The organism is Escherichia sp. B1147 (assembly GCF_001660175.1).
Classification (GTDB): Bacteria; Pseudomonadota; Gammaproteobacteria; order Enterobacterales; family Enterobacteriaceae; genus Escherichia; species Escherichia whittamii.
Map to the genome: position 1 here is coordinate 117428 of NZ_LFHY01000017.1, position 15862 is coordinate 133289.

The 15862-nt window shown below is 51.6% G+C and carries 11 protein-coding genes and 1 pseudogene; 7 read left to right on the top strand and 5 right to left on the bottom strand.

The annotated features are described in order from the left end of the window. Positions 1-2: 2 nt before the first annotated feature. Complete coding sequence (locus A9180_RS18570; RefSeq protein WP_064530039.1) at positions 3-4619, top strand: ATP-dependent helicase; 4617 nt, start codon at positions 3-5, stop codon at positions 4617-4619. A gap of 47 nt (positions 4620-4666) precedes the next feature. Here A9180_RS18570 and grxD read toward each other — a convergent pair whose 3' ends face one another. Continuing rightward, a complete protein-coding gene (gene grxD / locus A9180_RS18575) occupies positions 4667-5014 on the bottom strand; it encodes a monothiol glutaredoxin 4 (RefSeq protein WP_000108172.1) in 348 nt (115 codons plus the stop codon). Between the two features lie 335 nt (positions 5015-5349). Here grxD and A9180_RS18580 point away from each other — a divergent pair, with 335 nt between their 5' ends. Next, positions 5350-6180 (top strand): C40 family peptidase, encoded by an 831-nt coding sequence (locus A9180_RS18580; RefSeq protein ID WP_064530040.1) that lies wholly within the window; start codon positions 5350-5352, stop codon positions 6178-6180. 127 nt (positions 6181-6307) lie between these two features. Next, entirely contained in the window at positions 6308-6889 is a 582-nt protein-coding gene (gene sodB, locus A9180_RS18585) for a superoxide dismutase [Fe] (RefSeq protein ID WP_064530041.1), read from the top strand. Positions 6890-7126: 237 nt separating this feature from the next. Here sodB and A9180_RS18590 read toward each other — a convergent pair whose 3' ends face one another. Together A9180_RS18590 and A9180_RS18595 are read right to left on the bottom strand one after the other, a co-directional pair. Continuing rightward, positions 7127-8296 (bottom strand): MFS transporter, encoded by a 1170-nt coding sequence (locus A9180_RS18590; RefSeq protein WP_064530042.1) that lies wholly within the window; start codon positions 8294-8296, stop codon positions 7127-7129. 165 nt (positions 8297-8461) lie between these two features. Next, complete coding sequence (locus A9180_RS18595; protein ID WP_064530043.1) at positions 8462-8551, bottom strand: YnhF family membrane protein; 90 nt, start codon at positions 8549-8551, stop codon at positions 8462-8464. Positions 8552-8848: 297 nt separating this feature from the next. On the opposite strand from A9180_RS18595, the gene purR reads away from it, so the two are divergent. Further along, positions 8849-9874: an HTH-type transcriptional repressor PurR gene (gene purR, locus A9180_RS18600; RefSeq protein WP_000190978.1), complete on the top strand. Its 1026-nt coding sequence runs from the start codon at positions 8849-8851 to the stop codon at positions 9872-9874. Here the strand turns inward: purR and punR are convergent. Next, positions 9871-10803 carry a DNA-binding transcriptional activator PunR gene (gene punR, locus A9180_RS18605; protein WP_064530044.1) on the bottom strand — a complete coding sequence of 311 codons (933 nt, stop codon included), beginning with the start codon at positions 10801-10803 and terminating at the stop codon, positions 9871-9873. The genes purR and punR overlap by 4 nt on opposite strands. A 112-nt stretch (positions 10804-10915) precedes the next feature. Between punR and punC the strand changes: the two genes are divergently transcribed. Together punC and cfa are read left to right on the top strand one after the other, a co-directional pair. After that, positions 10916-12127, top strand: a complete 1212-nt coding sequence (gene punC, locus A9180_RS18610) for a purine nucleoside transporter PunC (protein ID WP_064530045.1) — start codon at positions 10916-10918, stop codon at positions 12125-12127. Between the two features lie 288 nt (positions 12128-12415). Beyond that, complete coding sequence (gene cfa, locus A9180_RS18615) at positions 12416-13564, top strand: cyclopropane fatty acyl phospholipid synthase (RefSeq protein WP_064530046.1); 1149 nt, start codon at positions 12416-12418, stop codon at positions 13562-13564. A 44-nt stretch (positions 13565-13608) separates the two neighbouring features. Here the strand turns inward: cfa and A9180_RS18620 are convergent. After that, positions 13609-14249: pseudogene (locus tag A9180_RS18620) on the bottom strand (riboflavin synthase subunit alpha). A gap of 215 nt (positions 14250-14464) precedes the next feature. Between A9180_RS18620 and mdtK the strand changes: the two are divergent. Next, complete coding sequence (mdtK, locus tag A9180_RS18625; protein WP_064530048.1) at positions 14465-15838, top strand: multidrug efflux MATE transporter MdtK; 1374 nt, start codon at positions 14465-14467, stop codon at positions 15836-15838. Positions 15839-15862 lie beyond the last annotated feature (24 nt).

Here is a 15862-nt window from a genome sequence, read left to right on the forward strand (position 1 = left end):
TAATGGCAGACAGCCCAACCCCTTCATCGCCCCTGCCGGACGTTTTTTCACCGGCGACCCGCGACTGGTTTCTTCGCGCCTTTAAGCAGCCAACCGCCGTCCAGTCACAAACCTGGCATGTGACGGCGAGAGGCGAACATGCGTTGGTGATTGCACCCACCGGCTCCGGGAAAACGTTGGCGGCTTTTCTCTACGCTCTGGATCAACTTTTCCGCGAAGGCAGCGAGCATGCCAGCGAGGCGCATAAACGCAGAACCTCGCGTATCCTCTATATTTCACCGATTAAAGCCTTAGGCACCGACGTTCAGCGCAATTTGCAGATCCCGTTACAAGGCATTGCAGAGGAACGGCGACGGCTCGGCGAAGCGGAAGTCAACCTCCGCGTGGGGATCCGAACTGGCGATACGCCCACGCAGGAACGCAGCAAACTGACCCGCAATCCGCCGGATATTCTGATAACCACGCCCGAATCACTCTATCTGATGCTGACTTCCCGCGCACGCGAGACGCTGCGCGGCGTCGAAACGGTAATTATTGATGAAGTCCACGCGGTTGCGGGCAGCAAACGCGGGGCGCATCTGGCGTTAAGCCTGGAACGGCTCGATGCACTGCTATACACCTCAGCACAGCGAATTGGCCTTTCCGCCACCGTACGCACAGCCAGCGATGTGGCCGCGTTTCTTGGCGGCGATCGCCCGGTGACGATAGTCAACCCACCCGCAATGCGACATCCGCAGATCCGCATTGTTGTTCCAGTGGCCAATATGGATGATGTCTCATCGGTCGCCAGCGGCACCGGGGAAAACAGCCATGCGGGGAGAGAAGGTTCAATCTGGCCGTATATTGAAACCGGCATTCTTGATGAAGTGTTGCGCCATCGCTCGACCATCGTCTTCACCAATTCTCGCGGCCTGGCGGAAAAACTGACGGCTCGGCTGAATGAGCTTTACACCGCACGATTGCAGCGTTCCCCGGCCATCACCATAAACGCCGATCATTTTGAGTCTACCTCTGGCGCAACCTCTAACCGCGTACAAAGTAGCGACGTTTTAATTGCCCGCTCGCACCACGGTTCCGTCTCTAAAGAGCAACGGGCGGTAACCGAACAAGCGCTGAAATCGGGCGAACTGCGCTGCGTGGTCGCGACTTCCAGTCTCGAACTGGGGATTGATATGGGCGCGGTGGATCTGGTGATTCAGGTGGCAACGCCGCTTTCTGTCGCCAGCGGGCTACAGCGCATTGGTCGCGCCGGACATCAGGTTGGCGGTGTATCTAAAGGGCTGTTTTTCCCCCGTACCCGGCGTGATTTAGTCAATTCCGCCGTCATTGTCGAGTGTATGTTTGCAGGCAGGCTGGAAAACCTGACGCCACCGCACAATCCGCTCGATGTACTGGCGCAGCAAACCGTTGCCGCTGCAGCAATGGACGCCTTACAGGTGGAGGAATGGTACGCTCTGGTGCGTCGCGCGGCACCGTGGAAAGATCTGCCGCGGCGCGTATTTGACGCCACGCTGGATATGCTTTCAGGCCGCTATCCTTCCGGTGATTTTTCCGCTTTCCGCCCCAAACTGGTATGGAATCGGGAAAACGGAATATTAACTGCGCGTCCAGGCGCACAACTGTTAGCGGTAACCAGCGGTGGCACCATTCCGGACCGTGGCATGTACAGTGTGTTATTACCGGAAGGTGAAGAACAGACAGGATCGCGGCGAGTGGGCGAACTGGATGAGGAGATGGTGTATGAATCGCGAGTGAATGACATTATCACTCTCGGCGCTACCTCATGGCGGATCCAGCAAATTACCCGCGATCAGGTCATTGTGACACCTGCACCGGGTCGCTCTGCCCGACTTCCCTTCTGGCGGGGCGAAGGCAATGGACGCCCCGCTGAATTGGGCGAAATGATAGGCGATTTTCTCCATTTGCTGGCGGATGGCGCTTTCTTTTCCGGAAATATTCCGCCGTGGCTGGCAGAAGAAAATACGCTCACCAATATTCAGGGGCTGATTGACGAACAGCGTAACGCCACGGGCGTAGTCCCTGGAAGTCGCCACCTGGTTCTCGAACGCTGTCGTGATGAAATTGGCGACTGGCGCATTATTTTACACTCACCCTATGGACGACGCGTGCATGAACCGTGGGCGCTGGCGATTGCCGGACGACTGCATGCGCTATGGGGCGCTGATGCCTCGGTTGTCGCCAGCGATGACGGTATTGTTGCCCGCATTCCAGATACCGACGGCAAATTGCCTGACGCCGCGATATTCTTGTTTGAACCGGAAAAATTGCTGCAAATTGTCCGCGAGGCGGTGGGCAGCTCGGCACTTTTCGCCGCCCGTTTTCGCGAATGTGCCGCACGGGCATTATTAATGCCTGGCCGAACACCGGGACATCGCACCCCACTCTGGCAACAACGTTTACGCGCCAGCCAGTTACTGGAAATCGCCCAGGGCTATCCGGATTTCCCTGTCATTCTCGAAACTCTGCGTGAATGCCTGCAGGATGTGTATGATCTTCCCGCGCTGGAACGTTTGATGCGTCGCCTGAACGGTGGCGAAATTCAAATTTCCGATGTCACCACCGCAACGCCCTCACCTTTTGCCGCCAGTTTATTGTTCGGTTATGTGGCGGAATTTATGTATCAAAGCGATGTCCCACTCGCGGAGCGGCGAGCTTCAGTGCTGTCGCTGGATAGCGAATTGCTGCGCAATCTACTCGGTCAGGTTGATCCTGGTGAGTTACTCGACCCACAGGTCATTCGTCAGGTGGAAGAAGAGTTACAGCGGCTGGCTCCTGGCAGAAGAGCGAAAGGTGAAGAAGGATTGTTCGACCTGCTGCGCGAACTGGGACCAATGACCGTTGATGACCTGACGCAACGGCATACAGGCCGCCGTGAAGAGATTGAGACGTATGTAGAAAATCTTCTCGCGGCAAAAAGAATCTTCCCGGTGATCGTTGCAGCTCAGGAGCGTCTGGCCTGCATGGACGACGCTGCCAAATTACGCGATGCACTCGGAGTGCAACTGCCGAACTCGCTGCCAGATATTTACTTGCACCGTGTCAATTACCCGCTTCGCGATCTTTTTTTGCGCTATCTCCGGACACATACTCTGGTGACTTCAGAACAACTTGCCCGCGAAATTGGCCCTGGCATCGCCATTGTCGAAGAGCAACTTCATCAATTGCGCGAACAAGGGCTGGTGATGAATCTTCAACAAGACATCTGGGTGAGCGATGAAGTTTTTCGTCGTTTGCGTTTACGTTCCCTGCAGGCTGCCAGAGAGGCTACGCGTCCGGTACCAGCCATTGCTTATGCACGATTGCTACTGGAGCGTCAGGGTGTGCTCCCCGCCACCGATGGTAGCCCGGCACTTTTTGCCTCAACATCGTCAGGCGTTTATGAAGGCGTGGATGGCGTCATGCGGGTTATCGAACAGCTTGCTGGTGTCGGTTTACCCGCCTCGCTGTGGGAAAGCCAGATCCTGCCCGCTCGGGTGCGCGACTATTCGCCCGAGATGCTGGACGAACTGCTGGCAACCGGCACGGTTATCTGGTCGGGGCAAAAAAAACTCGGGGAGGATGACGGTCTGGTGGCACTGCATTTACAGGAATATGCCGCCGAATCGTACATTCCCGCAGAACAGGATCACGCGAAACGTTCAGCGCTTCAGCAAGCAATTATCGCAGTTCTGGCTGACGGGGGCGCCTGGTTTGCGCAACAAATCGGTCAACGAACAGGCGAGAAAATTGGCGAGTCAGTAGATCCATCAGCCCTGCAAGAGGCGCTCTGGGAATTGGTCTGGGAAGGCGTCATCACCAGTGATATTTGGGCACCGTTGCGCGCCCTCACCCGCAGCAGAGCCAGCGCACGCCCCTCAACTCGCCGTAGTAGCCGGGCTCGTCGTGGACGTCCGGTCTATGTACCGTCAGTCATGCCGTTAGTAACTTACAACACGCCGAAACTGGCCGGACGCTGGTCTTTATTGCAGGTAGAGCCACTAAACGATACCGAATGGATGCTGGCGCTGGCGGAAAATATGCTCGACCGCTACGGCATCATCAGCCGTCAGGTGGTAATTGCTGAAAATATTCCTGGTGGATTTCCGTCGATGCAAACGCTTTGCCGCAGCATGGAAGATTCCGGGCGAATTATGCGTGGCCGGTTTGTTGAAGGTCTGGGCGGCGCACAATTTGCTGATCGCCTGACTATTGACCGATTGCGCGATCTCGCCACCGCCACCAGCCAATCGCAGCAATTCACGCTGGTTGCACTCTCTTCCAACGATCCGGCGAATGTGTGGGGAAATCTCCTGCCCTGGCCTGCACATTCGGCGACGCTGGTTCCGACTCGTCGAGCTGGCGCGCTGGTGGTCGTCTCCGGTGGCAAATTGTTGCTCTATCTGGCGCAAGGTGGCAAAAAAATGCTGGTCTGGCAGGAAAAAGATGAATTATTACCACCGGAGGTTTTCCAGGCGCTAACTACCGCGTTGCGGCGAGAACCACAGCTACGCTTTACGCTGACAGAAGTGAATGACCAACCGGTCCGGCAAACGCCGATGTTTACGCTGCTGCGTGAGGCGGGATTTTCAAGTTCGCCACAAGGGCTGGATTGGGGATAAAAGCACTGACGGATGCCTGTTAGCATCCGCCAGTATTGCGGGACGGATTATTCAGCATCCGGCTCTTCAGACTTGTATTTAGCAGCAGTTTCTTTGATCAGCTGCTGCAGTTCGCCACGCTGATACATTTCAATCACGATATCACAGCCGCCCACCAGCTCGCCGTCAACCCACAGTTGCGGGAAAGTCGGCCAGTTAGCATATTTCGGCAGCTCCGCACGAATGTCCGGGTTCTGCAGGATATCAACGTAGGCAAAACGTTCGCCACAAGCGGCAAGCGCCTGGACTGCCTGAGCAGAAAAACCGCAGCTTGGCAGTTTTGGTGAACCTTTCATGTACAGCAGGATCGGGTTTTCAGCAATCTGGCGTTGGATTTTTTCGATAGTGGTGCTCATTGTCTTGCTTCCTCAAACTTCTTTACGGCAGTAATCTGACATTGTAGCGGGTCAGTGCGGCATCGGAAAATAACATTTTCATCACGCTTTTGCTATTTTATCCCTTTGCTCTATTTGTTGCATTTCAAATATTCGTTTCTTCTCTGCCACGCTGCAAGCTGGCGCATTTGTGACCACTTTTAGCTTTCACTGCTGCTTTTTTTTTGCACTCGCCGACGAAACGTATTTTTTAACAATAAAAGCTATTAACTTTCTCTTCTTCTATGCATTAGAATCATCAAGTTTTGTAAATCAGACGCAGGCATGATAGACCTGCCTTAACAGAGGGACGCTCAGTGGCGCGGATAAACCGTATTTCGATCACGCTCTGTGCTTTACTTTTTACCACCCTGCCTTTAATGCCTATGGCCTATGCTTCCAAGCAAGCCAGGGAGAGTTCTGCTACCACTCATATCACCAAAAAAGCAGATAAAAAGAAAAGCACGGCAACTACCAAAAAGACCAATAATAAAGGCAGTCAGAAAACCGCCAAAAAAGCCGTCAGTAAAAGTACGACCAAAAGTAAAACCGCTTCTTCCGTTAAAAAATCCTCCATTACCGCTTCTAAAAACGCTAAAACTCGCAGCAAAAACGTTGCCACTAAAACGGCGTCTGCCAGCTTTACGGAAAAGTGCACCAAACGTAAGGGCAATAAATCACATTGCGTGAAAGTCAAAAATGCCGCCCCAGGCACTATTGCCGACGCGCACAAAGCCAAAGTTCAGAAAGCCACTAAAGTGGCAATGAATAAACTGATGCAGCAAATTGGCAAGCCATATCGTTGGGGGGGAAGTTCGCCGCGTACCGGTTTTGATTGCAGTGGACTGGTTTATTACGCCTATAAAGACTTGGTTAAGATCCGTATTCCGCGCACAGCCAACGAAATGTATCACCTGCGCGATGCGGCACCTATCGATCGCAGCGAACTGAAAAATGGTGACCTGGTCTTCTTCCGCACTCAAGGGCGTGGGACTGCCGATCATGTAGGCGTGTATGTTGGCAATGGTAAATTTATTCAGTCACCACGCAGTGGCCAGGAAATTCAAATCACGTCGTTAAGTGAAGATTACTGGCAACGCCACTATGTTGGCGCCCGTCGGGTAATGACCCCAAAAACACTTCGCTAAAAGTTTACCCTGTTGTTACGACAACAGGGTAAGTTCATCTTTTGTCACACCTTTTAATTTGCTACCCTATCCGCACGCACAATAAGGCTATTGTGCGTATACCAATGAATAATAAAGGAGAGTAGCAATGTCATTCGAATTACCTGCACTACCATATGCTAAAGACGCTCTGGCTCCGCACATTTCTGCGGAAACCATCGAGTATCACTACGGCAAACATCATCAAACTTATGTCACTAACCTGAACAACCTGATTAAAGGTACCGAGTTTGAAGGTAAATCACTGGAAGAGATTATTCGCAGCTCTGAAGGTGGCGTATTCAACAACGCAGCTCAGGTCTGGAACCACACTTTCTACTGGAACTGCCTGGCACCGAACGCCGGTGGCGAACCGACTGGCGAAGTCGCTGAAGCTATCGCCGCATCTTTCGGTAGCTTTGCCGATTTCAAAGCACAGTTTACTGACGCTGCGATCAAAAACTTTGGTTCTGGCTGGACCTGGCTGGTGAAGAACAGTGATGGCAAACTGGCTATCGTTTCTACCTCTAATGCTGGTACTCCGCTGACTACCGATGCGACCCCACTGCTGACCGTTGATGTCTGGGAACACGCTTATTACATCGACTATCGCAATGCGCGTCCTGGTTACCTGGAGCACTTCTGGGCACTGGTGAACTGGGAATTCGTAGCGAAAAATCTCGCCGCATAATAACTGATGGCAGATGCAACATTGCCTGATGCGCTACGCTTATCATGCCTACGCGGATCATCAATCCAGGTCGGATAAGGCGCTTGCGCCGCATCCGACAAGCGATGCCTGATGCGACGTTTAACGCGTCTTTTCAGGCCTATGCGGATGAGGCGTTAACAACACATCTGGCAAGATAAATCGCACTTTGCCTGAAAATCGTAACGCAGAAGGTATCCCTTCTGCGTTTTTGTTTTATTAGCTGTTGGCAACGCAAACTGCTTCAGGTTGTTTTCTGGCTGACATCAACACCAGCAACAATGCCAGTCCTGCGACAATCGCCCCCATCACCGGCACAAAACTGTACCCCAGACCACCTGAAATCACTGCGCCACCTGCCGCAGCACCCAGCGCATTGCCCAGGTTAAAGGCACCGATATTCACTGACGAAGACAGCCCCGGCGCTTCGCTGGCAACTCGCATCACACGCATCTGTAACGGTGGCACCACCGCAAAAGTTGCTGCGCCCCACACCACCATGCTGATAGCGGCACCAAACTCATTACGAGCCAGGAACGGGATCGCCAGCATAATCACCATCAGCAGCAACAAAAAGCCTTTCAGCGTGCCATTAACCGAACGGTCCGCCAGTTTACCGCCGAAATAGTTACCGATAGAAAACCCGACGCCAATCAGTACCAACATTGCCGTTACGAATATCGGTGTCGCGTGGGTGATGCTTTGCAGTACCGGAGAAATATAGGTATAGAGCGTAAACATTGCCCCTGCCCCCAGCACTGTTGTCAGCAATGCCGAAAGCACCTGCGGACGCAACAGGACCGCCAGCTCTTTTTTCACTTCCGGTCGCGCTCCTGCGCCACCTTTTGGTAACGAGAAGAACAGGCTAACCATTGAAATCACGCCCAGCCCCGCCGTTGCCAGAAACGACATCCGCCAGCCAATAGTTTCGCCAAGCCAGGTCGCCGCAGGAACACCGCCAATATTTGCCAGAGTTAAACCCATAAACATAGTGGCGACGGCGCTGGCCTGTTTGTGTTTAGGTACAACGCTTGCGGCCACGACTGAACCCAAACCAAAAAATGCCCCGTGATTCAGGCTGGTCAAAATGCGTGAAAGCATCAGCGTCATATAATCCGGCGCGATAGCAGAAAGCACATTGCCAAGAGTGAATATGGCCATCAGGAAAATAAGCGCACTACGCCGGGCACGGTGAGACAGTAGTAATGTCATCAGCGGCGCGCCAACCATTACGCCAACCGCATAAGCGCTGATAAGCATGCCCGCAGCGGGAATCGAGACATCCACACCGCGCGCAATGACGGGCAATAAGCCCATTGGCGAGAACTCCGTTGTCCCGATACCAAACGCGCCAACTGCCAGCGCCAACAACGGATAGTTAATTTTCATGCCTAATCTCCACCTCTTCGCGTCATTACACGATATTCATCAAAGTGGCGAAAGCATGACAGCAATCACAAAAAATTGAAAATAACAAAAAGAGAAAACACTTTTGCCATTTTGCTAACAAAAGGGAAGAGAGTGCGAGGGAGGATGCGCTCCCTCGAAGGGAAATCAGTGCAGCGCGGCAGTCAAACCTACGGCTACGATCAAACCGAGGACAATAATGGTTGTTACCAGTGAAGATTTAAGGTCGGCACTCATCAAGTTTTCTCCTTTTTTATTACCCTACAAAAAGTGATATTACGCATTTTTACACACTGTGAAGAAAAAATCTCCCGTCATTTATAATGATAAGTGTTTTACCACTTCCCCTTTTCATCAAGATCGGCCAAAATTCCACGCTTACACTATTTGCGTACTGGCCATTAACCCCTTCCTGACGCTCTGTGTCGTTTTTCCGGCGTACCGCAACACTTTTGTTGCGCGTAAGGTGTGTAAAGGCAAACGTTTACCTTGCGATTTTGCAGGAGCTGAAGTTAGGGTCTGGAGTGAAATGGAATGGCAACAATAAAAGATGTAGCGAAGCGAGCAAACGTTTCCACTACAACTGTGTCACACGTTATAAACAAAACTCGTTTCGTCGCTGAAGAAACGCGCAACGCCGTGTGGGCAGCGATTAAAGAATTACACTACTCCCCTAGCGCGGTAGCGCGTAGCCTGAAGGTTAACCACACCAAGTCTATTGGCTTACTGGCTACCAGCAGCGAAGCGGCCTATTTCGCGGAGATCATCGAAGCGGTTGAAAAAAATTGCTTCCAGAAAGGTTACACGCTGATCCTCGGCAACGCGTGGAACAATCTGGAGAAACAGCGCGCCTATCTGTCGATGATGGCGCAAAAACGCGTCGATGGCCTGCTGGTGATGTGTTCTGAATACCCGGAACCGTTGCTGGCGATGCTGGAAGAGTATCGCCATATCCCAATGGTGGTGATGGACTGGGGTGAAGCAAAAGCTGACTTTACCGATGCGGTCATTGATAACGCGTTTGAAGGTGGCTACATGGCCGGGCGTTATCTGATTGAACGCGGTCACCGCGAAATCGGCGTTATCCCCGGCCCGCTGGAACGTAACACCGGTGCAGGCCGCCTTGCCGGTTTTATGAAGGCAATGGAAGAAGCGATGATCAAGGTGCCGGAAAACTGGATTGTGCAGGGTGACTTTGAACCTGAATCCGGTTATCGCGCCATGCAGCAAATCCTGTCGCAACCGCATCGCCCTACTGCTGTCTTCTGTGGTGGTGATATCATGGCAATGGGCGCACTTTGCGCTGCTGATGAAATGGGTCTGCGCGTACCACAGGATGTTTCGCTGATCGGTTATGATAACGTGCGCAACGCACGCTACTTTACCCCAGCGTTGACCACTATCCATCAGCCAAAAGATTCGCTGGGCGAAACGGCATTCAACATGCTGTTGGACCGTATCGTCAACAAACGCGAAGAACCGCAGTCTATCGAAGTTCATCCGCGGTTGATTGAACGCCGTTCCGTGGCTGACGGTCCGTTCCGCGACTATCGTCGTTAATCATCCGTTGCGGGAGTCTCTTCAGGCTCCCGCAACCACTCCTTATTTAGCGTCTCACTATCGCCGAGATACTCCAGCAACCAGGTTAAGGCTGGCGACATATCATTCTGCTGCCATGTCAAACAACATGCCGAATCAGGGAATGGGTTTTCCAGTTCTAATGCTACCCACTTCCCTTCGTTGAGCCAGGGTTTAGCGAAATGCGTCGGCACCATGCCAATGCATAATCCAGCCGAGATACAGGTTGCCGATGATTCCCAGTCAGGCACCACCACCCTTTTTTGGTTATCAAGCAGCCAGGTAATACGTTTGGGCAGCGTACGTGAGGTATCTTCGCGCACCAGCGATGGCCAATTGCGCAACGTATCGTCGCTGAACGGCCCATTCATCGACACAAGCGGATGATGACTGGCAACAACGCAACTCCAGCTCAACATTCCCATATCCCGGAAGGCATAACGGCCCCCGACCGGAATCGCTCGTGTCGCGCCAATCGCCAGCTCCACGCGCCCATCGGAAAGCGCATCCCAGACGCCGTTGAACACTTCCTGAAATACCAGAAGTTCGACATCATCAAAATGGCGATAAAAATCAACGATCATCTGCCGCGTGCGTTCTGGTCTGACAATATTATCTACCGCGATGGCTAACTGACCGCGCCAGCCGTTCGCTATCTGCTGGCATTGCTGGCGAGTGATCTGCATTTTTTTGACAACAGACCGCCCTTCTTTGAGAAACCACACCCCGGCAGCGGTCAGTTCCACATCACGATGTCGACGTTCAAAAAGCGGCACTGCCAGCCACTCTTCCAGTTGACGCACGGTATAGCTGACCGCAGAAGGAACACGATGCAACTCCTGGGCCGCAGCGCTGAAGCTACCATTTCGCGCCACCGCATCAACAACTTCCAGAGAATACTCGGACCACATAGCTTGCCTGCAAAATTTTTGAAATCAGTCATCAAATATTACCGTTTCACAACACGAATTTCACTCCCTACACTTTGCGGCGGTGTTTAATTGAGAGATTTAGAGAATATACATGCAACCTGGGAAAAGATTTTTAGTCTGGCTGGCGGGTTTGAGCGTACTCGGTTTTCTGGCAACCGATATGTATCTGCCTGCTTTCGCCGCCATTCAGGCCGACCTGCAAACGCCTGCGTCTGCCGTCAGTGCCAGCCTTAGTCTGTTCCTTGCCGGTTTCGCCGCTGCCCAACTTCTGTGGGGGCCACTCTCCGATCGCTATGGCCGTAAACCCGTTCTTTTACTCGGCTTGACGATTTTTGCTCTTGGTAGTCTGGGAATGCTGTGGGTAGAAAACGCGGCGACTCTGCTGGTATTGCGTTTTGTGCAAGCTGTTGGCGTCTGTGCCGCGGCCGTTATCTGGCAGGCATTGGTGACGGATTACTATCCTTCACAAAAAGTTAACCGTATTTTCGCGACCATTATGCCTTTAGTGGGTCTTTCTCCGGCGCTTGCTCCGCTGTTAGGTAGCTGGCTGCTGGTACATTTTTCCTGGCAGGCGATTTTCGCCACCCTGTTTGCCATCACCGTGGTATTGATTCTGCCTATTTTCTGGCTTAAGCCCACCACGAAAGCACGTAATGATAGCCAGGATGCACTGACCTTTACCGACCTGCTGCGCTCTAAAATCTATCGTGGAAACGTGCTGATTTATGCGGCCTGTTCAGCCAGTTTCTTTGCCTGGCTAACAGGTTCACCGTTTATCCTCAGCGAGATGGGCTACAGTCCGGCGGTAATCGGATTAAGTTATGTTCCGCAAACCATCGCGTTTCTTATTGGTGGTTACGGCTGTCGCGCCGCATTGCAGAAATGGCAGGGTAAGCAGTTGTTACCGTGGCTGCTGGCACTGTTTGCCGTCAGCGTGGTAGCAACCTGGGCTGCAGGCTTCATTAGCCATGTGTCGCTGGCCGAAATTCTGATCCCATTCTGTGTGATGGCCATTGCCAACGGCGCAATCTACCCGATTGTGGTCGCCCAGGCACTACGCCCTTTCCCGCATGCGACAGGCCGCGCGGCTGCATTACAGAACACCCTGCAATTGGGGCTATGTTTCCTCGCAAGCCTGGGGGTTTCCTGGCTCATCAGCGTTAGCACGCCGCTGTTCACCACCACCAGCGTAATGTTATCGACCGTAGTGCTGGTTGCTATCGGCTATAAGATGCAGCATCAACCTGAATCTCACTGCCCGAATCATGGTGAGACGGAAGTCGCGCATAGTGAATCACATTGATCTATAGCGATATCTTTATACTTAGGCTGCTAACAAAATTTTGTTGTATGATTGAGATTAGCAGCCTATACTGAATCCCAGTTGTTAATATTACGATAAATATTATGTTTTTACGGGGACAGGAGCGTTCCCGAGTCACTATGGATGGTCATTTCGGCAAGGGTTCCTCCTTTCCTCTGTTCTACGTCGGATTATAGACTCGCGGTTTTCCTGCGAGATTTCTCACAAAGCCCAAAAAGCGTCTACGCTGTTTTAAGGTTCTGATCACCGACCAGTGATGGAGAAACTATGAGTTCATCGTGTATAGAAGAAGTCAGCGTACCGGATGACAACTGGTACCGTATCGCCAACGAATTACTTAGCCGTGCAGGCATCGCCATTAATGGCTCTGCCCCGGCAGATATTCGAGTTAAAAACCCCGATTTTTTTAAACGCGTTCTACAGGAAGGATCGTTGGGGTTAGGCGAAAGTTATATGGATGGCTGGTGGGAATGTGACCGACTGGATATGTTTTTTAGCAAAGTCTTACGCGCTGGGCTTGAAAACCAACTCCCCCATCATTTCAAAGACACACTACGCATTGCTGGCGCACGTCTCTTCAACCTGCAAAGTAAAAAGCGTGCCTGGATAGTCGGTAAAGAGCATTACGACCTTGGTAATGACCTGTTCAGCCGCATGCTGGATCCCTTCATGCAGTATTCCTGCGCTTACTGGAAAGATGCCTATGACCTGGAATCTGCCCAACAAGCGAAGCTCAAAATGATTTGTGAAAAATTGCAGTTAAAACCGGGCATGCGGGTTCTGGATATCGGCTGCGGTTGGGGCGGACTGGCGCATTACATGGCGTCCAGGTATGACGTAAGTGTGGTTGGTGTCACGATTTCTGCCGAACAACAGAAAATGGCCCAGGAACGCTGCGCAGGTCTGGATGTCACCATTTTGCTACAGGATTACCGTGACCTGAACGACCAGTTCGACCGTATTGTTTCAGTTGGTATGTTCGAGCACGTCGGACCGAAAAATTACGATACCTATTTTGAGGTGGTGGATCGTAATCTGAAGCCAGAAGGGATTTTTCTGCTACATACTATCGGCTCGAAAAAAACCGATCTGAATGTTGACCCGTGGATTAACAAATATATTTTCCCGAATGGTTGCCTGCCCTCTGTACGCCAGATTGCGCAATCCAGTGAACCACACTTTGTGATGGAAGACTGGCATAACTTTGGCGCTGACTATGACACTACATTGATGGCCTGGTATGAGCGATTCCTCGCCGCCTGGCCGGAAATTGCCGATAACTACAGTGAACGCTTTAAACGGATGTTTACGTATTATCTGAATGCTTGCGCTGGTGCCTTCCGCGCCCGTGACATCCAGCTCTGGCAGGTGGTGTTCTCACGTGGAGTCGAAAGCGGCCTTCGCGTGGCTCGTTAAGTGTTATTTCATCGCCCCCATTTCGGGGGCGATGTCATTTCAAATCAGGCTTCAGTATCGGGCTGATTTATTTCTTTTCCCGCGCCGCCAACACACGTTCTACCGTATCTACCACTGCCTGAGTTTGCGGATCGATTTCGATATTGACGCGTGCGCCGAGTTTTTTCTTACCGAGAGTGGTACGTTCCAGCGTTTCTGGAATTAAATGCACACAAAAACGGGTCGCTGTCACTTCACCAACCGTCAGGCTGATGCCATCAATACCAATAAACCCTTTATACAGGATATATTTCATTAACTGCTCATCCTGTACTTTGAACCAGATCTGGTGGTTATTTTCTGATGTTATTATTTTCGATACTTCTGCGGTGGTCATAATATGACCTGACATTAAATGTCCGCCGATTTCATCGCTGAATTTAGCAGCGCGTTCTACGTTTACCCAATCCCCAACGTTTAAATCGCCAAGGTTAGTTATACGTAACGTTTCTTTCATCAGATCAAAACTGATACGGTTGCCGTTAATTTCCGTTACAGTCAGGCAGCAACCGTTATGCGCGACTGAAGCACCTGTCTCCAGACCATCCAACATGTAATCAGGTAATTCCACTACATGGGTTCGAAAATTTGCTTTCTCGTCAATCGACACCAACTTCGCAGTGCCCTGCACTATCCCCGTAAACATACTTACAACTCCTGAAATCAGTTAGGACATTCTGTTCAGCACAATAGCAGGTGGGAAACGTCCTTACCAGTAAAGGGGATTGAGTGGTTATTTTTTCACTGGAGAATTAATAAATCCTCGCTACAATAGACTGAAATTCCCCTGCTTCTTCTTTTTGCTGCCCATTCAGGCGGTTTTTTAGTCTCTCATATAACAACAATATAAAAGGTGTTCACGTGCAGAAATACATCAGTGAAGCGCGTCTGTTATTAGCATTAGCAATCCCGGTGATTCTCGCGCAAATCGCCCAAACAGCGATGGGTTTTGTCGATACCGTCATGGCGGGCGGCTATAGCGCCACCGACATGGCGGCAGTCGCCATTGGTACTTCTATCTGGCTCCCGGCGATTCTTTTCGGTCACGGACTGCTGCTGGCAATGACGCCAGTCATCGCGCAATTGAATGGTTCCGGTCGCCGTGAACGTATTGCGCATCAGGTGCGACAAGGTTTCTGGCTGGCCGGTTTCGTCTCCGTGCTTATTATGCTGGTGCTGTGGAATGCGGGTTATATCATCCGCTCCATGCAAAATATCGATCCGGCCCTCGCCGATAAAGCAGTAGGTTATCTGCGTGCACTGCTGTGGGGGGCGCCAGGCTATCTGTTCTTCCAGGTCGCACGTAACCAGTGTGAAGGTTTGGCAAAAACCAAGCCGGGCATGGTAATGGGCTTTATTGGCCTGCTGGTGAACATTCCGGTTAACTATATCTTTATTTATGGTCACTTCGGTATGCCTGAACTCGGTGGCGTCGGCTGTGGTGTGGCGACTGCGGCGGTGTACTGGGTAATGTTCCTTGCTATGGTTTCCTATATTAAACATGCCCGTTCTATGCGCGATATCCGCAACGAAAAAGGCACCGCTAAACCAGACCCGGCAGTAATGAAAAGACTTGTGCAACTGGGTTTACCTATCGCACTGGCACTGTTCTTTGAAGTAACACTGTTTGCGGTGGTTGCGCTGTTGGTATCTCCACTCGGTATTGTCGATGTGGCAGGCCACCAGATTGCCCTGAACTTTAGTTCTCTGATGTTCGTTCTTCCGATGTCACTGGCAGCGGCTGTGACTATCCGTGTGGGTTATCGTCTGGGTCAGGGTTCCACGCTGGATGCGCAAACTGCCGCACGAACCGGACTTATGGTTGGCGTCTGTATGGCAACGATAACGGCAATTTTTACAATCTCGCTACGGGAGCAGATTGCTCTTCTGTATAACGATAATCCAGAAGTTGTGACACTGGCCGCACACTTGATGTTGCTGGCTGCGGTGTATCAGATTTCTGACTCGATACAGGTAATCGGTAGCGGGATTTTGCGTGGTTATAAAGATACGCGATCAATTTTTTATATTACCTTTATCGCGTATTGGGTGTTGGGTTTACCAAGTGGCTATATTCTGGCATTGACCAATCTGGTGGTTGAGCCGATGGGGCCGGCAGGCTTCTGGATAGGCTTTATTATCGGTCTGACTTCTGCTGCCATTATGATGATGCTACGAATGCGCTTCTTGCAGCGTCTGCCATCGGCTATCATTTTGCAACGCGCATCTCGATAAAAAATGAGGCGCAATCCGCAAAGA